Raw genomic sequence first — 20,564 nt, forward strand, 5'->3', positions numbered from 1 at the left:
GGTTACATTCCGAACCCGGAAGCTAAGCCTTTCAGCGCCGATGGTACTGCAGGGGGGACCCTGTGGGAGAGTAGGACGCCGCCGAACAATTTTTACAGAGAGAGCTCTGTCAGGAACTTTGTTTCCCGACAGAGCTCTCTTTTTGTTGCGCTGCGGGCCACTCGGTGTTCATGTTGCCTGGGCACGATGCCAGTCATGGGGACTCCTGCGGACGAGCTGTTGCAAGAGCTCACCAGGTCGGGCGTACGACCGGGTGACGAGGTGGTGGTGCCGTCGTACGGCACCGCCGAGGCCGCGGAAGCGGTGCTGCTGGCCGGGGCCCGGCCGGTGTTCGTGGACATCGAGGCCAATACCTTCTGCATAGACCCGGCCGCGGTCGCGGAGGCGCTCACGCCCCAGACCGTCGCCGTCATCGCGGTGCACACCTTCGGCCACCCCGCCGACATGGTTCGCCTCGGAGAACTCGGCAGGCGGCACGGTCTGGCCGTCATCGAGTACGGGGCGCGGCCCGAGCCGGCCTCGGAGATACTGCGACGGCAGGCGAACGCGGCTTATCTGGACGGGAAATTGCGCGGCGTGGTCATTCCGCGGGTGGCTCCGGGGGCCCAGCACACCTATCAGCAGTACGTGGTGCGTGTGCCGGGCAATGGCAGGCCGGACCGTGACGCCTTCGCCCGTACGCTGCGTTCCCGCGGTGTGGTGTGCCATGTCCCCGTACAGACGCCGGCTCATCGCACCGCGCGGTTCCGGCGGGACTTGTGGCTCGCGGAGACCGAGCGGGCCGCCGATGAATGTCTGGCGCTGCCCGTCGACGCGACAATGTCCCGGCGGGAGTTGCAGCGTGTGGTCTCCGCCTGCAATGCGCTCGGCGGGGTTCTCCAGGTGGCGGCTTAACCGTGGCCGTTGGGGCGGCGGTACGGAGCACCCTGATCTTCGGGGTATGATTTATTCCGTCGACGCGCCCCAATAGCTCAGTCGGCAGAGCGTCTCCATGGTAAGGAGAAGGTCTACGGTTCGATTCCGTATTGGGGCTCTCCATTTCACGGCACAAGGCCCTCGCCGATCGGCGGGGGCCTTAGTCATGTCTCGGATGATTTCTGAGGGTTGCTCAGGAGTCCTGCGGCTCGGGGACGCGCATGGCGAGGATCGCCATGTCGTCGGACGGCGGCTGGGCCGCGAAGCGCTCGACGGCGCGCAGCACTCGGGAGGCCACCGCGCCCGCCGTAAGACCCGTGCAGGTTGTCAGTACGTCGATGAGGCCGTCGTCGCCGAGCATCCGGCCGCCCTCGCGGCGCTCGGTCACGCCGTCGGTGACGCACAGCAGGACATCGCCCGGCGCGAGGGTGACGGTCTGCTCGTACAGTTCGAGGTCGTCCATCACGCCGAGCAGCGGCTGGGGCTCGGCCGCGGCCTCCACGGTGCCGTCCTGGCGGAGCCGCAGCGGCAGCGGATGGCCCGCGCAGACGACCTTCAGCAGGGCGCTGCCGTCCTCCTGGGGCCACAGCTCCCCGTAAAGGAGCGTCAGAAAGCGGCTGCGGGCGCCCTCGTCGAGGATGGCGGCGTTGAGGCGCTCCAGCACCGCCGGGCCGCCGAAGCCCTCGCGGGCGAGGAGGCGCAGGGCGTGCCGGGCGAGGCCGGTGACCGCGGCGGCCTCCGGGCCGGTGCCGCAGACGTCGCCGATGGCGAAGCCGTACGCGCCGTCGCTGATCGGGAAGAGGTCGTAGAAGTCTCCGCCGACCTCGTTGCCCTCGCCCGCCGCGCGGTAGATGACCTCGACCTCCACGCCGGAGACATCGGGCAGTTCGGGCGGCAGCAGGCTGCGCTGGAGGGACTGGCTGATGGCGGTGCGCTCGGAGTACAGCCGGGCGTTGTCGAGAGCGAGGGCCGCCCTGCGGGAGAGGTCTTCGGCGAGCTCCAGGTTCTCCTGGCGGAAGTGGCCGTCGGTGGACTTGCCGAGGGTGAGCATGCCGATGACGCGGTTGCGGGCGACCAGCGGCAGCACCACGGTCTCGCCGCCGACCGCCGAGGCGGTGGCGAGCGAGGCGCTGGGGCCCGAGGACGGGCGGGCGGCGTCGCCGAGGCTGAGGCCGCGCAGTGAGGTCCGCAGCGCCGCGGCGTGGGCGGCCTGGGAGGGGGCGGTCCACAGGCGGGCGCCGCCGGTGCGGACCTGCTCGGGCGGGTCGATCTTCGTCAGCAGGGCCTTGAGGCCGTCGATGCGCTCTTCGTCCTCGTGCAGGACGTAGGAGAGTTCGGGGTCGGAGGCGGGGTCGGCCACGGTGTAGACGGCGCACCAGTTGGCCAGCGTGGGCACGGTCATCTGGGCCATGAGGGCGAGCGTCTGGTCGCGGTCGAGGGTTCCGGCGAGCAGATCGGAGGCCTCGACGAGGAAGGAGAGGGAGTTGCGGCGCAGCCGCTCCAGCTCGGTGAGGCGGGCGCGTTCGACAGCGAGCGCGATGCGGTCGGCGGCGAACTGAAGCCGCAGTGCCTCCTCGTTGCTGTAGCGGGCGGGGGCCTCGGCGGCGACGCCGAGCGAGCCGGTGAGCCGGCCCTCGACCTTCAGCGGGACGGTGACGACCGAGCGCAGGCCGGTGTTGGCGAGGAGCGGGACGGCGCCGGGCACGACGGACAGATCCTCGTGGACGGCGGGCATCCGGGCGGAGCCGTAGCGGCCGGTGCCGGCCTCGACGGGGACGCGGGCGAAGCGCTGGCGTGCCGAGGTGAGCCCGGTGGAGGCGCGGACCTCCAGCTCGGTCTCGTCGTCGGTGGCGAGCAGCAGATAGGCGGCGTCTCCGTCGAGCATGTCGCGGGCGCGCTCGACGGTGCGCTGGAGCAGCCCGTCGAGGTCGTCGGGGGCGGGCGAGCCGAGGGAGACCTCGAAGGCGTCGGCGGCCGTGCCGCGCTCGGCCATGTCGGCGGCGTCGGGCCCGGGGCCGCGCTGCGGGCTCTGGAGCACCGCGCGCTCCCGCTCGCGCACCAGCAGGCAGACGGTGGACGGATCGCCGTCGGCGTCGCGGACGCGGAGGTGGGAGGCGTACACGGGGATGACGCGGCCGTCGGCGCCCCTGATGCCGTACGAGCCCTCCCAGCGGGAGAGCTGAAGGGCCTCGGCGACTCCGGTGCCGGTGCCGGGGGTGTGCGGCCAGGCCGCGAGGTCGGTGAGGGGCTTGCCGACGATCTGTTCCGGGGCGTAGCCGAACAGTTCCTGCGCGTCATCGTTCCAGGCGCTGATGACGCCGGTGCGGTCGATCTGGGTGACCGCGACGCGGATCCGGGTTTCGGTGACGGGCAGGGCGTCGGTGGGCAGGGCGGGGCCGGCCGAGCGGGTGCCGGCCGGGCGGTCCGGGAACTCGAGGTGGAACCAGACCTGCTTGTGGGTGGCCGTGTACTCGACGCCCCAGCGGGAGGCGAGCGCGGCGCACAGGAGCAGGCCGCGGCCGCCCTCGCGGTCGGGGTTGCCGATGGGGGAGCTGGTGGTCTGGAGCGGGAGTTCGCGCTCCGGGTAGCGGTCGGTGACCTCGATGCGGGCGCCGCCGTCGGCGCGGATGCACACGACGTCGGCGGTGGTGCCGGAGTGGACGACCGCGTTGGTGACCAACTCGCTGGTCAGGACGACGGCGTCATCGACGATGTCGGTGAGGCCCCATCCCTGGAGGGTGTCGCGGACAAAGGTACGGGCGGAGGCGACCGAGCGTCCCACCGGCTCGAAGGTGGCGGCTGCCCGCGCGGTGATCACAGGTCTCCTCATGCGTGTTGTCTCGGCGATCTGCTCACCCATGTCGCAGCGCCCCTCCGATGCCTGGCCGGATGCCAGGTTACTTACCTCGACCGCTTCCGCGAACGCCGGTGGGGGTTGATTCCACCCAGAGTGTGCTCTCGGGGGTGTGCGATGGTGCCGAACTGTTATGGCCTGGTTGGGACGGGGTGAAACACTGGGCAAGCTGGAAGAAGAACCCGACGAGGATGGTCGACCCTGCGGGAGGGACACGGTGGAGTCTGGCGCTGCGACGCGAGGCACGAGCACGCGCGCGAAAGGCGGACGGTCCCGGAGCAATGGGACGACTGAAGTGGACACGGCGGCCCTGCACCGCCTGCTGACGGCGATGACGGCCATGCGGGACGGGAACTTCCGCAAGCGTCTGACGGTCTCGGGCGATGGTGTGATGTCCGAGATCGCGGCGGTTTTCAACGAGGTCGCGGACCGAAATCTCCAGCTCACGGGCGAGCTGGCGCGGGTGCGGCGGGTGGTCGGGCGTGAGGGGAAGCTCACGGAGCGGCTGGAGATGGGGGCGTGCGAGGGCTCGTGGGCCGCGGCTATCGATGCCTCCAATGCGCTGGTGGACGATCTCGTGCGCCCCGTCTCCGAGGTCGGCCGGGTGCTGTCGGCGGTCGCCGAGGGCGACTTGGAGCAGCGGATGGATCTGCGCTCGCAGGGGGCGGACGGATCGGCGCATCCGCTGCGCGGGGAGTTCCTCAAGGTGGGCCGTACGGTCAACGGCCTGGTGGATCAGCTGTCCGCGTTCACCGACGAGGTGACGCGGGTGGCCAGCGAGGTGGGCACGGAGGGCAAGCTCGGCGGCCAGGCCCGGGTGCGCGGGATGTCCGGCTCGTGGAAGGACCTCACGGAGTCCGTCAACACGATGGCGTCCCGGCTCACCGCCCAGGTACGTGACATCGCTCTCGTGACCACGGCGGTGGCCAAGGGTGATCTGTCCCGGAAGGTCACGGTTCATGTGGCCGGGGAGATGCTCGAACTGAAGAACACCGTCAACACGATGGTGGATCAGCTCTCGTCCTTCGCCTCGGAGGTGACCCGGGTCGCTCGTGAGGTGGGCACCGAGGGCGAGCTGGGCGGTCAGGCGAAGGTCCCCGGCGTGGCGGGGGTGTGGAAGGACCTGACGGACTCGGTCAACCTGATGGCCGGGAACCTCACCGCCCAGGTGCGCGGGATCGCCCAGGTCACCACGGCGGTCGCCAATGGCGATCTGTCGCAGAAGGTGACGGTGAGCGCGCGCGGCGAGGTCGCCCAGCTCGCCGAGACGATCAACACCATGACCGAGACGCTGCGCACCTTCGCGGACGAGGTGACGCGGGTGGCCAGCGAGGTCGGGGCCGAGGGCCTGCTGGGCGGTCAGGCGCAGGTGCCGGGTGCGGCGGGCACGTGGAAGGATCTCACCGATTCGGTGAACACCGCGTTCCGTAACCTCACCGCGCAGGTGCGGGACATCGCGCAGGTGACGACGGCGGTGGCGAACGGCGATCTGTCGCAGAAGGTCACGGTCGATGTGGCCGGCGAGATGCTGGAGCTGAAGAACACCGTCAACACGATGGTGGACCAGCTCCAGTCCTTCGGCGTCGAGGTGACGCGGGTGGCGCGGGAGATCGGCGTCGAGGGTGAGCTGGGCGGTCAGGCGCAGGTGCCGGGTGTGGCGGGTACGTGGAAGGATCTCACCGATTCGGTGAACACCGCGTTCCGTAACCTCACCGGACAGGTGCGCAACATCGCAGAGGTGACGACGGCGGTCGCCAACGGCGACCTGTCGCAGAAGGTCACCGTGGACGTCTCCGGCGAGATGCTCCAGTTGAAGAACACCGTGAACACGATGGTGGATCAGCTGTCGTCCTTCGCCGACCAGGTCACGCGGATGGCCCGGGACGTGGGCACCGAGGGCCGGCTGGGCGGGCAGGCCCGGGTGGACGGCGTCAGCGGCACCTGGAAGGACCTGACAGACTCCGTCAACTCCATGGCGGGCAACCTGACATCGCAGGTGCGCGGGATCGCGCAGGTGACGACGGCGGTCGCGCGCGGCGATCTGTCGCAGAAGATCGAGGTCGACGCGCGGGGTGAGATCCTCGAACTGAAGAACACCATCAACACGATGGTCGATCAGCTCTCCGACTTCGCCGAGCAGGTGACCAGGGTCGCCCGCGAGGTGGGCACGGAGGGCCGGCTGGGCGGGCAGGCGCGGGTGCCCGGCGTCGCGGGCGTCTGGCGCGATCTGACCGACTCGGTGAACAGCATGGCGGGCAATCTGACCGCTCAGGTCCGCAGCATCGCGCAGGTCGCCACGGCGGTGGCGCGCGGTGACCTGTCGCAGAAGATCGAGGTGGACGCCCGCGGCGAGATCCTGGAGCTGAAGAACACCCTCAACACCATGGTCGACCAGCTGTCCTCCTTCGCCGAGGAGGTCACCAGGGTGGCCCGCGAGGTGGGCACGGAGGGCCAGTTGGGCGGGCAGGCCGAGGTGCAGGGGGTCTCCGGCACCTGGAAGGACCTCACCCAGTCCGTGAACGGCATGGCCGACAATCTGACCTCCCAGGTGCGCAGCATCGCCGAGGTGACCACGGCGGTCGCCAAGGGCGATCTGTCGAAGAAGATCACGGTCGACGCCAAGGGCGAGATCCTGGAGCTCGTCACGACCGTGAACACGATGGTGGACCAGCTGTCGTCGTTCGCCGAGCAGGTCACGCGGGTGGCCCGTGAGGTGGGTACGGAGGGCCAGCTGGGCGGGCAGGCGCGAGTGCCGGGCGTGACCGGCATCTGGAAGGACCTGAGCAACAACGTCAACCTGATGGCGAACAACCTCACCATTCAGGTGCGCAACATCTCCCAGGTCTCGGCCGCGGTCGCCAACGGCGATCTGACGAAGAAGGTGACGGTCGAGGCGCGCGGCGAGGTCGCGGCGCTCGCCGACACCGTCAACACGATGGTGACGACGCTGTCGTCCTTCGCGGACGAGGTCACCCGCGTGGCGCGCGAGGTGGGCACCGACGGCATCCTCGGCGGCCAGGCGCGGGTGCCCGGCGTCTCGGGGACGTGGAAGGACCTCACCGAGTCCGTGAACTCGATGGCGTCCAACCTGACCGGGCAGGTCCGCAACATCGCGATGGTCACCACGGCGATCGCCCAGGGTGACCTGACGAAGAAGATCGACATCGAGGCGCGGGGCGAGATCCTCGAGCTCAAGACGACCATCAACACGATGGTGGACCAGCTGTCGTCGTTCGCCGACCAGGTCACCCGGGTGGCCCGCGAGGTGGGCACCGAGGGGCAGTTGGGCGGCCAGGCGCGGGTGCGGGACGTGGCCGGCACCTGGAAGGACCTGACCGAGTCCGTGAACGAGATGGCGGGCAACCTGACCCGTCAGGTGCGCGCCATCGCCGAGGTCGCGACCGCGGTGACCCGCGGCGACCTCAACCTCAAGATCGATGTGGATGCCGCGGGCGAGATCCAGGTCCTCCAGGACCACATCAACACCATGATCGCCAACCTGCGCGAGACGACGCTCGCCAACGAGGAGCAGGACTGGCTCAAGGGCAACCTGGCCCGTATCTCCGGTCTGATGCAGGGGCGGCGCGACCTGGCGGACGTCGCCCGGCTGATCATGAGCGAGCTGACCCCGGTGGTCTCCGCGCAGCACGGCGCGTTCTTCCTGGCGGTGCCGACCGACGAGGGCGTGGAGGTCGGCGCCGACGGCGACGGGGACGCGTACGAGCTGCGGCTGATCGGCAGTTACGGCTACTCCAAGGGCACCATGCCGACGACCTTCCGGCCGGGCGACTCGCTCATCGGCACGGTCGCGGTCGAGAAGCGCACCGTGCTGATCGAGCGGGTGCCGCCGAACTATCTGAGGATCTCCTCGGGCCTCGGCGAGGCCGCCCCGGCGAATGTGATCGTGCTTCCGGTGCTGTTCGAGGGCCAGCTCCTCGGCGTGATCGAGCTGGCGTCCTTCCAGCCCTTCACCCAGATCCAGAAGGACTTCCTCAGCCAGATCGCCGAGATGATCGGCACCAGCGTCAACACCATCGCCGTCAACACCAAGACGGAGGTGCTGCTCATGCAGTCGCAGGAGCTCACCGAGCAGCTGCGCGAGCGGTCGGCCGAGCTGGAGAACCGGCAGAAGGCGCTCCAGGCCTCCAACGCGGAGCTGGAGGACAAGGCCGCACTGCTGGCCCGGCAGAACCGCGACATCGAGGTCAAGAACACCGAGATCGAAGAGGCCCGGCAGGTGCTGGAGGAGCGCGCCGAGCAGCTCGCCGTCTCGATGCGCTACAAGAGCGAGTTCCTGGCAAACATGTCGCACGAGCTGCGCACCCCGCTCAACTCCCTGCTGATCCTCGCCAAGCTGCTGGCCGACAACGCCGACGGCAATCTCTCGCCCAAGCAGGTGGAGTTCGCCGAGACCATCCACGGCGCGGGCTCGGACCTGCTTCAGCTGATCAACGACATCCTGGACCTGTCGAAGGTCGAGGCGGGCAAGATGGACGTCAGCCCGACGCGTATCGCCCTGATCCAGCTCGTCGACTATGTGGAGGCGACGTTCAGGCCGCTGACCGCGGAGAAGGGCCTGGACTTCTCCGTACGGGTCTCCCCGGAGCTGCCGGCGACGCTGCACACCGACGAGCAGCGGCTGTTGCAGGTGCTGCGCAACCTGCTGTCCAACGCGGTGAAGTTCACCGACACCGGGGCCGTGGAGCTGGTCATCAGGACGGCGGGCCCGGATGTGCCCGACGGCATCCGGGAGCAGCTCCTGGAGCACGGCGCGCTGCGCGACCCGGACGCCGAGATGATCGCGTTCTCGGTCACCGACACCGGTATCGGCATCGCGGCCAGCAAGATGCGGGTCATCTTCGAGGCGTTCAAGCAGGCCGACGGCACCACCAGCCGCAAGTACGGCGGCACCGGCCTCGGACTGTCCATCAGCCGGGAGATCGCCCGGCTGCTCGGCGGTGAGATCCACGCCGCCAGCGAGCCGGGCCGTGGCTCGACCTTCACGCTGTACCTGCCGCTCCACCCGAGCGGGCTGCCGCCCCAGGGCTACCCGCAGCTCGGCCCCGGCGGCGATGGCGCGCTCGCCCTGGAGGCCGTGCTGGACACCGGCGCGGAGGGGGCGGAGGAGCGCGCCCCGGAGGCGCGGGAGGCCATGCGGGACGTCTCGGCGGTCCACGCGGCGCACGCGGCCCATGCCGCTCATGCGGCGCAGCACCGGGCGCGCGGCGGCACGGGGAGCTTCCGGCGCCGTCAGCGGGCCGAGCAGGAGGCGATGGGCGGCGGGGTGCCGGTGAGTCGGCCGGGCCGCCGTCCGGTGGCGCGGCGGCCGGAGGCGCCCGAGCCCTGGCTGCTGGGTGGTCAGGACCTGGTCGCGCCGGAGCCGTCGGGCGGGTTCCACGGCGAGAAGGTGCTCATCGTCGACGACGACATCCGCAATGTGTTCGCGCTCACCAGCGTGCTGGAGCAGCACGGGCTCCAGGTGCTCTACGCCGAGAACGGCCGGGAGGGCATCGAGGTGTTGGAGCAGCACGACGACGTGGTGCTCGTCCTGATGGACATCATGATGCCGGAGATGGACGGTTACGCCACGACGGCCGCGATCCGCCGGATGCCCCAGTTCGCCGGGCTGCCGATCATCGCCCTCACCGCGAAGGCGATGAAGGGCGACCGGGAGAAGAGCATCGAGGCCGGTGCGTCGGATTATGTGACCAAGCCTGTCGACACGGATCATCTCCTCGCCGTTATGGAAGAGTGGATGGGCGCGGAGTGACCGGCGGGAACGGCGCCGCCACAGGGCTGCTGACTGAGTGTCGCCGAACACGTGTGGGAACTCGGTGTCCGGGGAACCTTCTGGTCTCTCGCCGCGTTTCTGCTACGTGCACAGTGACATCGCGGTGACAGGGTGTGGCGAACAGCGGGGTGCGGCTACCATGACCGGCACAAGGACGGGCGGCGCAAGGGAGTCGTCCCCCGGGGCGGCGCCCGGCGCCTCCCCGAGCTCTTTGAGCAGGGGAGGCCCCATGCCGGGGCGAGGAGGACGGGCCATGGTGCAGAAGGCCAAGATCCTCCTGGTCGATGATCGGCCGGAGAATCTGCTGGCGCTGGAGGCCATTCTCTCCGCGCTCGATCAGACACTGGTACGGGCATCGTCAGGGGAGGAAGCGCTCAAGGCGCTGCTGACGGACGACTTCGCGGTGATCCTGCTGGACGTCCAAATGCCGGGGATGGATGGCTTCGAGACCGCCGCGCACATCAAGCGGCGGGAGCGGACCCGCGACATCCCGATCATCTTTCTCACGGCGATCAATCACGGTCCGCACCACACCTTCCGCGGCTATGCCGCGGGCGCGGTCGACTACATCTCCAAGCCGTTCGACCCGTGGGTGCTGCGCGCGAAGGTCTCGGTGTTCGTCGACCTCTACATGAAGAACTGCCAGCTGAGGGAGCAGGCCTCGCTGTTGCGGCTCCAGTTGGAGGGCGGCCAGTCCGGCGGCGAGGACGCGAAGGAGTCGGCGGGGCTGCTGGCCGAGCTGTCCGCGCGGCTGGCCGCGGTGGAGGAGCAGGCCGAGGCGCTGTCGAAGCAGCTGGATGAGTCCGCGGACGCGGCCGCCGTGGCCACCGCCGCCCATCTGGAGCGCAAGCTGACCGGGCTGCGGCGGGCGCTGGACGCGCTGGAGCCCGGCGCGGGCGGTGGGGCGGGCCAGCTGCCGCCGCAGGGCTGAGCGGCCCATCCGTCCCGCGCCCCGGGGTTTGTGACGTCCCGTCGCCCTGACGCGCTGTCACCGCGCACCCGCCGCCCGCCACGGCCGCCGGGGCGGTCACCGGTGTGGCCTGGGTGACGCCTGGCCCCGCGGTATGCGTGCTCCGTACGGCGGACGCGGGTAATCTCGCCTCCATGGCCTCTCGTACGTCCGGCAAGGGTTCCCAGAGCACGGCGGGCACCTCGAAGAAGCGCGCCGGGCAGTCCGGGGGCGCAGCCAAGAAGGCACCCGCGAAGAAGGCGGCTGCCAAGAAGGCGCCCGCCAAGAAGTCCGCCGCGCCCGCGAAGAAGGCCGCGCCGAAGAAGGCCGCCGCCAAGGCCGCGCCGCCCAAGCCGGCGCCGAACCCCACCAGTGGGGTGTTCCGCGCGGCGCGCGCCGTCTGGATGGGCCTGGCGCGTGGCCTCGCGGCGCTGTTCGGTGGCATACGGCGCGGCGCGAAGGGGCTGGACCCGGCCCACCGCAAGGACGGCAGCGCGCTGCTGTTGTTCGCCCTGGCCCTGATCGTCGCGGTCGGCACCTGGTCCAATCTCCAGGGGCCGGTCGGTGACCTGGTCGAGGTGCTGGTCACCGGCGCGTTCGGGCGGCTCGACCTGGTCGTGCCGATACTGCTGGGCGCCATCGCGGTCCGCCTGATCCTCCACCCCGAGAAGCCGGAGGCGAACGGACGGATCGTCATCGGGCTGTCCGCTCTGGTGATCGGCATCCTCGGCCAGGTCCACATCGCCTGCGGGGCGCCGGGGCGCGGCCAGGGCACCCAGGCGATCCAGGACGCGGGCGGCCTCATCGGGTGGGCCGCGTCCCGGCCGCTGATCGTCGCGATGGGCGAGGTGCTGGCCGTACCGCTGCTGGTGCTGCTCACCGTCTTCGGGCTGCTGGTGGTGACCGCGACGCCCGTCGCCGCCATCCCGCAGCGGCTGCGCCTGCTCGCCTCCAAACTCGGCCTGGTGCGGGAGCGTCCCGCCGGCTACCCGGCCGACGACGACGGCTACGCGGCCTACGAGGCCTACGAGTGGGACGACGCCGGGGAGTACGCCGAGGAATGGCGCGAGACGCCCGCCAGACGGCCTCGGCGGGCCTCGCTGGACAAGGGGGGCCCGCAGGGCGCGGGCGACCCGGAGCGGGCCGAGGAGGAGGCGCTGCGCAAGCGCCGCCGTCCGCGCCGCGCGCCGTCCGCGCAGCCGCCGCTCGACCGCCCGATGGACGCCGTGGATGTCGCGGCCGCGGCGGCCGCGGCCCTGGACGGGGCGGTGCTGCACGGCGTCCAGCCCTCACCGCTGGTCGCCGGGCTCAGCAACGGGATCTCCACCGACCGGGGCGCCGACTCCGACACGGGCGGGGTCCCGGGGGCGCGCGACTCCGGGCAGCCCGGCGCACCGGGCGCCCCGGCGGGGAAGCGGAAGCGGTCCGGTCGGGCGGAGGGTGCCGGTGAGGAGCGGGCGGCCGTCGTCCCCGACCTGACCCGGCCCGCGCCCGAGCACTCCGAGCCGCTGCCGCCGCGCGCCGAGCAGCTCCAGCTCTCCGGCGACATCACCTATGCCCTGCCCTCGCTGGAGCTGCTGGAGCGCGGCGGCCCCGGCAAGACCCGCAGCCCGGCCAACGACGCGGTGGTGGCCTCGCTGTCGAACGTCTTCTCCGAGTTCAAGGTGGACGCGTCCGTCACCGGCTTCACCCGCGGCCCGACGGTCACCCGCTACGAGGTGGAGCTGGGCCCGGCCGTGAAGGTCGAGCGGATCACGGCGCTGACCAAGAACATCGCCTACGCGGTCGCCAGCCCCGACGTGCGGATCATCAGCCCGATCCCCGGCAAGTCCGCGGTCGGCATCGAGATCCCCAACAGCGACCGCGAGATGGTCCGGCTGGGGGACGTGCTGCGCTCGGCCGAGGCCTCCGGCGACGACCACCCGATGATCGTCGCGCTCGGCAAGGACGTCGAGGGCGGCTATGTCTCGCACAACCTGGCGGCCATGCCCCATGTGCTGGTGGCCGGCGCCACCGGCTCCGGAAAGTCGTCCTGCATCAACTGTCTGATCACCTCGGTCATGGCGCGCGCCACCCCGGACGACGTGCGGATGGTGCTGGTCGACCCCAAGCGCGTGGAGCTGACCGCGTACGAGGGCATCCCGCACCTGATCACGCCGATCATCACCAACCCCAAGCGCGCCGCCGAGGCCCTCCAGTGGGTCGTACGGGAGATGGACCTGCGCTACGACGACCTCGCGGCGTTCGGCTTCCGGCACCTGGACGACTTCAACGCGGCGGTCCGCGCCGGCAAGGTGAAGCTGCCCGAGGGGAGCGAGCGCGAGCTCAAGCCCTACCCGTATCTGCTGGTGATCGTCGACGAGCTCGCTGACCTGATGATGGTGGCGCCCCGGGACGTCGAGGACTCGATCGTCCGTATCACCCAGCTGGCCCGCGCTGCGGGCATCCATCTGGTGCTGGCCACCCAGCGGCCCTCCGTGGACGTCGTCACCGGCCTGATCAAGGCGAACGTGCCCTCACGGCTCGCCTTCGCCACCTCCTCGCTGGCCGACAGCCGGGTGATCCTGGACCAGGCCGGGGCCGAGAAGCTGATCGGCAAGGGCGACAGCCTGTTCCTGCCGATGGGCGCGAGCAAGCCGGTCCGGATGCAGGGCGCCTTCGTCACGGAGGAGGAGGTCGCCGCCGTCGTCGAGCACTGCAAGGCTCAGATGGCGCCCGTCTTCCGCGAGGACGTCACCGTCGGGACGGCGCAGAAGAAGGAGATCGACGAGGAGATCGGCGATGACCTGGATCTGCTGTGCCAGGCCGCTGAGCTGGTCGTTTCCACACAGTTCGGGTCGACGTCGATGCTCCAGCGCAAGCTGCGGGTGGGTTTCGCCAAGGCGGGGCGGCTGATGGACCTCATGGAGTCGCGGGGGGTCGTCGGCCCGAGCGAGGGTTCCAAGGCGCGCGATGTGCTGGTCAAACCGGATGAATTGGATGGAGTGCTCGCGGTGATCCGCGGGGAGGCTCACCCATAAGGAATCGGAGGGCAACCGTTTCCCCTGCCGATACGTCAAGTTGAGGGAGGTGGCGGAGCGATGTCCCACGATCGCGGTCATACGGCAATCCTGATGGCGGACAAACTCCGTCCTCCCGCTTGCCCGACCCTTTCGCCCCACCCCTAGACTGAACCTCCAGCAGGTGGCTACACGCTCGAAAGGCGCCCCCGTGTCCATCGGCAACTCTCCTGGCAACTCCCCCGAAGACGACCGGCCTTCCGTCGGCCGTGCTCTCCAGCAGGCCCGCATCGCCGCGGGGCTGACCGTCGACGAGGTCAGTACCACCACCCGGGTGCGCGTTCCCATAGTGCAAGGCATCGAGCAGGACGACTACTCGCGATGCGGCGGCGACGTCTACGCCCGGGGGCACATCCGTGTGCTCGCCCGCGCCGTGGGCCTCGACCCGGACGCCCTGGTCGCCCAGTACGACGACGAGCACGGCGGCCGCCCCGTGCCCACCCTGACGGCGCCGGTGTTCGAAGCCGAGCGGATCCGTCCCGAGCCCCGGCGCCCCAACTGGACGGCCGCCATGGTCGCGGCGATCGTCGCGGTCGTCGGATTCGTCGGCTTCACGCTTTTCAGCGGCGAGGACGGGAAGGACGGCTCCACGGTCGCCGAGGAGACCACGACGGCCAAGCCGTCCACCACCCCGCCCAGCACCAAGCCCGCCCCCTCCAAGTCGGCCGACCAGAAGCCGGAGCCCACCGAAGGCGTCGGCGGCGATGACGGCGCCATCGCGGGGGTCCCGGCGGACAAGGTCACGGTCAAGCTGACCGCGCAGGCCGGGCAGAGCTGGATCTCCGCCCAGGACCACAACGGGCGGCTGATCCACGAGGGGCTGCTGCGCCAGGGCGACTCCAAGACCTTCAGCGACAGCAAGCGGATCGACCTGGTGCTCGGCAACGCCCAGGCCATCAAGCTGTTCGTGAACGGCAAGGAAGTCAAGGACCTGGCGGCCAACGGACAGGTCCAGCGGCTGAGCTACACCAAGGGAGATCCCGTGGCGGGCTGAGCGGGAAGCCGGACGGGAGCCCTGGCAGCGGGAGGTGTCAGCGCGACGAAGTAGTCTGAGCCCATGTCCGAACGCCGTACCGTCGCCCTTGTCACTCTTGGCTGCGCCCGTAACGAGGTGGACTCGGAGGAGCTCGCAGGCCGCTTGGCGGCGGACGGCTGGGAGCTCGTCGAGGAAGCCGCCGACGCGGATGTCGCCGTCGTCAACACCTGTGGTTTCGTCGAGGCGGCCAAAAAGGACTCGGTCGACGCCCTGCTGGAGGCCAACGACCTGAAGGACCACGGCCGCACCCAGGCCGTGGTCGCCGTCGGCTGCATGGCCGAGCGGTACGGAAAAGAGCTGGCGGAGGCGCTGCCCGAGGCCGACGGGGTACTCGGCTTCGACGACTACGCCCATATCTCCGACCGGCTGCGGACCATCCTGTCCGGCGGGGTCCATGCCTCGCACACGCCGCGCGACCGGCGCAAGCTGCTGCCGATCAGCCCGGCCGAGCGGCAGGGGGCCGCCGAGGTCGCCCTGCCGGGCCACGCGCAGACCGAGGCCGAGGCCGCGCAGGCCCCCGAGGACCTGCCGGCGGGGGTGGCTCCGGCGTCCGGCCCCCGGGCCCCGCTGCGCCGCAGACTCGGGACCAGCCCGGTGGCCTCCGTCAAGCTGGCCTCCGGCTGCGACCGGCGGTGCTCCTTCTGCGCCATCCCGTCCTTCCGCGGGTCCTTCATCTCGCGCAGACCCTCCGATGTGCTCGGCGAGACGCGCTGGCTGGCGGAACAGGGCGTGAAGGAGATCATGCTGGTCTCCGAGAACAACACCTCCTACGGCAAGGACCTCGGGGACATCCGGCTGCTGGAGACGCTGCTGCCCGAGCTGGCCGCGGTGGACGGCATCGAGCGGATCCGGGTCAGCTATCTACAGCCCGCCGAGATGCGGCCCGGGCTGATCGACGTGCTGACCTCGACCGAGAAGGTCGCGCCGTACTTCGACCTGTCCTTCCAGCACTCCGCCCCCTCGGTGCTGCGCGCGATGCGCCGCTTCGGGGACACCGACCGCTTCCTGGAGCTGCTCGACCGGATCCGGGCCAGGGCGCCGCAGGCGGGCGTCCGGTCCAACTTCATCGTCGGCTTCCCCGGCGAGACCGAGGACGACCTGGCCGAGCTGGAGCGGTTCCTCGGCGCGGCCCGGCTGGATGCCATCGGCGTGTTCGGCTACTCGGATGAGGAAGGCACCGAGGCCGCGACCTACGAGGACAAGCTCGACCCCGACGAGGTCGCCGAGCGGCTGGCGCACATCTCGCGGCTGGCCGAGGAGCTCACCGCGCAGCGGGCGGAGGAGCGGCTGGGCGAGGTGGTCGAGGTGCTGGTCGAGGAGACGACCACAGTCGACGCCGAAGAGCCCGGTGAGGCCGTGGACGCGGATGATGCTGTGGACGGCGAGAGAGCCCTGGTGGGGCGCGCCGCCCACCAGGCGCCGGAGACCGACGGCCAGACGCTGCTGACCCTGCCCGGGGGCGGCCGCGGGCCCGCGGTGGGGCAGCTGGTCACGGCGAAGGTGGTGGCGACGGAGGGTGTGGACCTGGTCGCCGAGGTGCTGGAACAGGGGGAGGCGCTGGAGGGCGGCGCGTGTTCCGAGGAGGCTGGCAGATGAGCGGAGTCCCGGCCTCCGCCGCGGGGGGGCACAGCCGGACGGCCGCGGCCGTCCGGCCCGCCGGGCTGTGGAACATCGCCAACATCCTCACCATGGTCCGGCTGGTCCTCGTGCCCGGGTTCGTGCTGTTGATGCTGCACAACGGCGGGTACGACCCGGTCTGGCGCTCCTTCGCCTGGGCCGCCTTCGCCATCGCCATGATCACCGACCTCTTCGACGGGCACCTGGCCCGCCGGTACAACCTGGTCACCGACTTCGGCAAGATCGCCGATCCGATCGCGGACAAGGCGATCATGGGCGCCGCGCTGATCTGTCTGTCGGCCCTGTCCGACCTCCCGTGGTGGGTCACCGGCGTGATCCTCTTCCGTGAGATCGGGATCACACTGATGCGCTTCTGGGTGATCAAGCACGGCGTGATCCCGGCCAGCCGGGGCGGCAAGATGAAGACGCTCGCGCAGGGCACCGCGGTGGGCATGTACATCCTGGTGATGACCGGGCCGCTGGCCACCCTGAGGTTCTGGATGATGGCCGTGGCGGTGGCGCTCACCGTGCTCACCGGCCTCGACTACGTCCGCCAGGCGGTCGTGCTGCGCCGGGCCGGGCTGGCCGCGGAGCGGGCGGGGCGGGAGTCCGTGGGGTGAACCGGGGGCACGGGGGAAGCGGGGGAGGCGCGGCCGAGGCGCTGGGGCTGCTGGAGGAGCGCGGGCAGACCGTCGCCGTCGCCGAATCGCTGACCGGGGGGCTGCTGGCCGCCGAGCTGACGGATGTGCCGGGTGCGTCCCGCTCCTTCCGCGGCTCGGTCACCGCGTACGCCACCGATCTCAAGCGGGACGTACTGGGCGTCGACGGGCCCCTGCTCGATGCCCGGGGGGCGGTGGACGCGGAGGTCGCCCGGCAGATGGCGGGGGGTGTACGGCGGGCCCTGGGTGCGGACTGGGGCGTGGCGACCACCGGTGTGGCGGGGCCCACACCGCAGGACGGGCAGCCCGTGGGTACGGTCCATGTGGCGGTGGCGGGGCCTTCGGGCGCGGCCGCCGCGGTGGCGCTGCGGCTGTCCGGAGACCGCGCCGGAATCCGTCGACAAACCGTGGAGGCGGCGGTCAAGCTGCTGTTGAGAGAATTGATCGCGACGGCGAGGGCACAGGATACGGAACAACGCGGGGGGATTTGATGTTTGCAGCCCTGAGTGAACACGACATCGCTCCCCGCACGGGCGCAGCAAGAGGCGGTACGGTGGGGCGTGAAGGATCCGGATCCGAGGTCCGAGGAGGGAGCCAGCGATGATTCTGCTCCGTCGCCTGCTGGGTGACGTGCTGCGTCGGCAGCGCCAGCGCCAGGGCCGTACCCTGCGCGAGGTGTCCTCCTCCGCCCGGGTGTCCCTCGGCTATCTCTCAGAGGTGGAGCGCGGCCAGAAGGAGGCGTCCTCCGAGCTGCTGTCCGCGATCTGCGACGCACTGGACGTCAGAATGTCCCAGGTCATGCGAGAGGTGAGCGACGAATTGTCGCTCGCGGAGCTGGCGGAGTCGACGGCGGCGAGCGAGAAGGTGCCCGCACCGATGCGGCCCATGCTCAATTCGGTTTCCGTGACGTCCGTGACGGGTGTCCCGGAGGAGCGGGTGACCATCAAGGCGCCTACGGAGGCTGTGGACGTGGTCGCGGCCTGACCGCCGCACCCTGACAGCGAAGAGCTTTTGAGCCCCGGTCGGTACACACCGACCGGGGCTCGACGTTTGCCCGGTCGCGCACGGGTCACTCTGTAGGGAAGGTAGAAAAAGGAGCAAAAGAGCCCAAATAGTTCAAAACCTATTCAAGAGTCAGTCAACGGGTCGAAAAGGAGGAGATGGATGTCTGTGGTGAAGAGCCCGCTCTCGGAGGAGAACCTCAAGGTCGTCAGCGATGCGCTACAGGGTGCTCTCGTCGACCTCGTCGACCTTGCGCTCGTGGGCAAGCAGGTCCACTGGACCATCGTCGGCCCGCGTTTCCGCTCGGTCCATCTACAGCTCGACGACGTCGTCACCACCGCCAGGCAGCACGCCGACACCGTGGCGGAGCGGGCCTCCGCGCTCGGGGTGCCCCCGGACGGCCGTGCCGCCACCGTGGCCGCGACCAGCGGCATCGACACGGCCAAGAGCGGCTGGACCGAGGACAAGGACGCCGTGCGCGCCCTGGTGGCCGGCCTCCGAGCCGTGATCACCCGCATGCGCGACCGCATCGAGGCCACGGCCGACCCCGATCCGGTGACCCAGGACATCCTCATCGGACTCACGCGCGATCTGGAGAAGCACCACTGGATGTTCCAGGCGGAGAACGTCAACGGCCGGTAGCGCCCTCCGCGGCCCGGCCGCCCGGTGTCGCGGGGGCTCCCCGGCTCTGGGTGCGGGCGGCGGTGAGGCCGGTCAGACTGGAGGGGGCGCGGGATGTCTGACGCGCCCATGAGCCTCCGATGCGCCCTCCCGTCGTGAGTGAGCGGGCGTCTAGCGTCGGCCGAAGGAGGCAGTCGATGGCAGCCGTGGGAGGGGCCGACAAACAGCGCCGCGGACCGGTCCGGTGGGCGGTCGCGCTTGCTCTCGGCGGGGTGTGGTGGTGGGCGGTGCTGCGGATGGCCGCGGCGCCGGAGCAGACGGGGCCGGTCGAGGGGGCGTTCACGGTGGGCGGCTGGGGGCTGAGTCTGCTGCCGGTGCACTGTTGTCCCTCCCGGGGGCGGTCGATGCGCCGGCTCTGGTCGAGGCCGCGGCCGGGGCCGGGGTCACCAGGGCATGGCGAGGCCGCCGTTCGGGCGCAGGATCTGGCCGGTCGTGAAGGATGAGGCGTCGGACGCCAGGTGGAGCACCGCGTGTGCGACGTCCGCCGGCTCGCCCACCCGCCCCAGCGGGCTGTGCCGCACCATCGGTTCCTCCGCGAGGCGCTGCTCCTCGTCGCTGTGGCGGTCTGTCATGGGCGTGCGGATCCACCCGGGGGCGACGGCGTTCACGCGAATGCCGTGGCGGCCCACCTCGGTGGCGAGGGTCTTGGTGAGCTGGACGACGGCGGCCTTCGCGACGCCGTAGCAGAGCAGGCCGGGCGCGCCGGTGTCGATGGCGCCGGAGGCCATGGTGACGATGGCGCCGCCGGTGCCCTGTTCGACCATGGCGCGGGCGGCCTCCTGGCAGCCGTACAGCACCCCTTTGAAGTTGACCGCCAGCACACGGTCGAGATCGGCGTCGTCCGTCTCCAGGACGGGGCTGCTGTGCATGATCCCGGCGATGTTGGCCATGATGTCGAGGCGTCCGTCCGCGCGTGCGGCGGCCACCGCGGCGGCGACCTGGGCGCGGTCGGCGACGTCCAGGGTGTGGGCGTGGGCGCTGCCCCCCGATGCGGTGATGTCGTCGGCCGTCCGCCGCGCGCCATCGCCGTCCAGGTCCGCGATGTGGACGGTGGCGCCGGCCTCGGCCAGCAGGGCGGCGCAGGCCCGGCCGATTCCGCTGGCCGCGCCGGTGACCAGTGCGGTGCGGCCGGTGAGGTCGTACGCGGTGACCGTCATGGCGTGACCGTACGCCCGAATCTGACGGACCGTCAATTAGTCGGTCGGGCCCGGCTGGCAGGCCGGGCACCAGTACGTGGTGCGCTCCTGGCCGGCGCGGCCCTGATCCACCAGACGCACGGGTGTGCCGCAGCGCAGACAGGGCTTGCCCGCCCGGCCGTAGACCCACAGCCGGCGGTCGGCGCGCGGCTCGGCCGTGGTGACGCGCGCGGGGCGGGTCTTGTTGGCCTCCAACAGCCTCTTGGCGAGGGCCACCAGCCGCTCGGGGGACGGCACTTGACCGATGGGGAGCCATGGGGAGACGCGCAGCAGGAAACACAGCTCCGACTTGTACACATTGCCGATCCCCGCGAGGCTGCGCTGGTCGAGCAGGGCCTCGCCGACGGGGCGGGCGGGGTCGGCGAGCAGGCGGCGCACGGCCTCGGGCGGGTCCCAGCCGGGGCCGAGGAGATCGGGGCCCAGATGTCCCACGGCCCGGTCCTCATCCGAGGTGCGGAGCAGCTCGAGGACGGGGAGGCGGTAGCCGACGGCCGTGTGGTCGGCGGTGCTGAGCACGGCGCGGACCTGGTGGAGCGGGCCGCCGCGCCACCGCTCGCCGGGGGCGTAGATCTGCCAGGAGCCGTCCATCCGCAGATGGGAGTGGAGGGTCAGGCCGCCCTCCAGACGGGTGAGCAGATGCTTTCCGCGCGCGGTGACATCCGTCACCCGGCGCCCGGCGAGGTCGACCGTGGCCAGCCGGGGGACGCGTAGATCACAGCCGGTGAGCGGCCGGTCCGCCAGGGCCTGGTGCAGGCGCTGGGCCGTCCGCCAGACGGTGTCTCCCTCGGGCATGGATCCATGATGC

General features: G+C 70.8%; 13 protein-coding genes, 1 tRNA gene and 1 rRNA gene. 12 read left to right on the forward strand and 3 right to left on the reverse strand.

Annotated elements, in window-relative coordinates; genetic code table 11:
* The 3 genes from rrf to ACH4S9_RS22275 all read left to right on the forward strand — a co-directional run.
* Positions 1-87: ribosomal RNA gene (rrf, locus tag ACH4S9_RS22265) — 5S ribosomal RNA — on the forward strand; the annotation flags it as partial.
* Positions 88-195: 108 nt separating this feature from the next.
* Positions 196-894, forward strand: coding sequence for a DegT/DnrJ/EryC1/StrS family aminotransferase (locus ACH4S9_RS22270; RefSeq protein ID WP_311723844.1), 699 nt, complete (start codon positions 196-198; stop codon positions 892-894).
* 66 nt (positions 895-960) lie between these two features.
* Positions 961-1,033: transfer RNA gene (locus ACH4S9_RS22275), tRNA-Thr, on the forward strand.
* A 75-nt stretch (positions 1,034-1,108) separates the two neighbouring features.
* Here the strand turns inward: ACH4S9_RS22275 and ACH4S9_RS22280 are convergent.
* Entirely contained in the window at positions 1,109-3,733 is a 2,625-nt protein-coding gene (locus ACH4S9_RS22280; RefSeq protein WP_311723892.1) for a SpoIIE family protein phosphatase, read from the reverse strand.
* A 253-nt stretch (positions 3,734-3,986) separates the two neighbouring features.
* On the opposite strand from ACH4S9_RS22280, the gene ACH4S9_RS22285 reads away from it, so the two are divergent.
* From ACH4S9_RS22285 to ACH4S9_RS22325, 9 genes are all read left to right on the forward strand, one after another.
* Positions 3,987-9,539: a HAMP domain-containing protein gene (locus tag ACH4S9_RS22285; protein WP_311723843.1), complete on the forward strand. Its 5,553-nt coding sequence runs from the start codon at positions 3,987-3,989 to the stop codon at positions 9,537-9,539.
* A 274-nt stretch (positions 9,540-9,813) separates the two neighbouring features.
* Positions 9,814-10,491 (forward strand): response regulator, encoded by a 678-nt coding sequence (locus ACH4S9_RS22290; protein ID WP_311723842.1) that lies wholly within the window; start codon positions 9,814-9,816, stop codon positions 10,489-10,491.
* A 173-nt stretch (positions 10,492-10,664) separates the two neighbouring features.
* A complete protein-coding gene (locus ACH4S9_RS22295; RefSeq protein ID WP_398373662.1) occupies positions 10,665-13,529 on the forward strand; it encodes a DNA translocase FtsK in 2,865 nt (954 codons plus the stop codon).
* Between the two features lie 190 nt (positions 13,530-13,719).
* The gene (locus ACH4S9_RS22300; protein ID WP_398373663.1) at positions 13,720-14,562 is read left to right on the forward strand and encodes a helix-turn-helix domain-containing protein; all 843 of its coding nucleotides are present in this window, start codon (positions 13,720-13,722) and stop codon (positions 14,560-14,562) included.
* Between the two features lie 63 nt (positions 14,563-14,625).
* A complete protein-coding gene (rimO, locus tag ACH4S9_RS22305) occupies positions 14,626-16,200 on the forward strand; it encodes a 30S ribosomal protein S12 methylthiotransferase RimO (RefSeq protein WP_311723837.1) in 1,575 nt (524 codons plus the stop codon).
* A complete protein-coding gene (gene pgsA, locus ACH4S9_RS22310; RefSeq protein WP_398373664.1) occupies positions 16,197-16,841 on the forward strand; it encodes a CDP-diacylglycerol--glycerol-3-phosphate 3-phosphatidyltransferase in 645 nt (214 codons plus the stop codon). The genes rimO and pgsA overlap by 4 nt, the downstream gene beginning before the upstream one ends.
* The gene (locus ACH4S9_RS22315; protein ID WP_385342247.1) at positions 16,838-17,371 is read left to right on the forward strand and encodes a CinA family protein; all 534 of its coding nucleotides are present in this window, start codon (positions 16,838-16,840) and stop codon (positions 17,369-17,371) included. The genes pgsA and ACH4S9_RS22315 overlap by 4 nt, the downstream gene beginning before the upstream one ends.
* A 109-nt stretch (positions 17,372-17,480) precedes the next feature.
* Complete coding sequence (locus ACH4S9_RS22320; protein WP_065965310.1) at positions 17,481-17,864, forward strand: helix-turn-helix domain-containing protein; 384 nt, start codon at positions 17,481-17,483, stop codon at positions 17,862-17,864.
* A gap of 180 nt (positions 17,865-18,044) precedes the next feature.
* Positions 18,045-18,524, forward strand: coding sequence for a DNA starvation/stationary phase protection protein (locus ACH4S9_RS22325; protein WP_311723835.1), 480 nt, complete (start codon positions 18,045-18,047; stop codon positions 18,522-18,524).
* Between the two features lie 422 nt (positions 18,525-18,946).
* On the opposite strand, the gene ACH4S9_RS22330 is transcribed toward ACH4S9_RS22325, so the two are convergent.
* Together ACH4S9_RS22330 and ACH4S9_RS22335 are read right to left on the reverse strand one after the other, a co-directional pair.
* Positions 18,947-19,720, reverse strand: a complete 774-nt coding sequence (locus ACH4S9_RS22330) for an SDR family NAD(P)-dependent oxidoreductase (protein WP_358846255.1) — start codon at positions 19,718-19,720, stop codon at positions 18,947-18,949.
* A gap of 36 nt (positions 19,721-19,756) precedes the next feature.
* Positions 19,757-20,551: an Fpg/Nei family DNA glycosylase gene (locus tag ACH4S9_RS22335; RefSeq protein WP_398373665.1), complete on the reverse strand. Its 795-nt coding sequence runs from the start codon at positions 20,549-20,551 to the stop codon at positions 19,757-19,759.
* Positions 20,552-20,564: the final 13 nt, after the last annotated feature.

Origin of the sequence: Streptomyces sp. NPDC021225 (assembly GCF_044332865.1) — a bacterium.
Classification (GTDB): Bacteria; Actinomycetota; Actinomycetes; order Streptomycetales; family Streptomycetaceae; genus Streptomyces.

Bases quoted from the DNA above. Each gene is read 5' to 3' on its own strand.
- ACH4S9_RS22270 (WP_311723844.1), top strand. From the start codon at position 196: ATGGGGACTCCTGCGGACGAGCTGTTGCAAGAGCTCACCAGGTCGGGC.
- ACH4S9_RS22290 (WP_311723842.1), top strand. From the start codon at position 9,814: ATGGTGCAGAAGGCCAAGATCCTCCTGGTCGATGATCGGCCGGAGAAT.
- ACH4S9_RS22295 (WP_398373662.1), top strand. From the start codon at position 10,665: ATGGCCTCTCGTACGTCCGGCAAGGGTTCCCAGAGCACGGCGGGCACC.
- rimO (WP_311723837.1), top strand. From the start codon at position 14,626: ATGTCCGAACGCCGTACCGTCGCCCTTGTCACTCTTGGCTGCGCCCGT.
- pgsA (WP_398373664.1), top strand. From the start codon at position 16,197: ATGAGCGGAGTCCCGGCCTCCGCCGCGGGGGGGCACAGCCGGACGGCC.
- ACH4S9_RS22320 (WP_065965310.1), top strand. From the start codon at position 17,481: ATGATTCTGCTCCGTCGCCTGCTGGGTGACGTGCTGCGTCGGCAGCGC.
- ACH4S9_RS22325 (WP_311723835.1), top strand. From the start codon at position 18,045: ATGTCTGTGGTGAAGAGCCCGCTCTCGGAGGAGAACCTCAAGGTCGTC.
- ACH4S9_RS22330 (WP_358846255.1), bottom strand. From the start codon at position 19,720: ATGACGGTCACCGCGTACGACCTCACCGGCCGCACCGCACTGGTCACC.
- ACH4S9_RS22335 (WP_398373665.1), bottom strand. From the start codon at position 20,551: ATGCCCGAGGGAGACACCGTCTGGCGGACGGCCCAGCGCCTGCACCAG.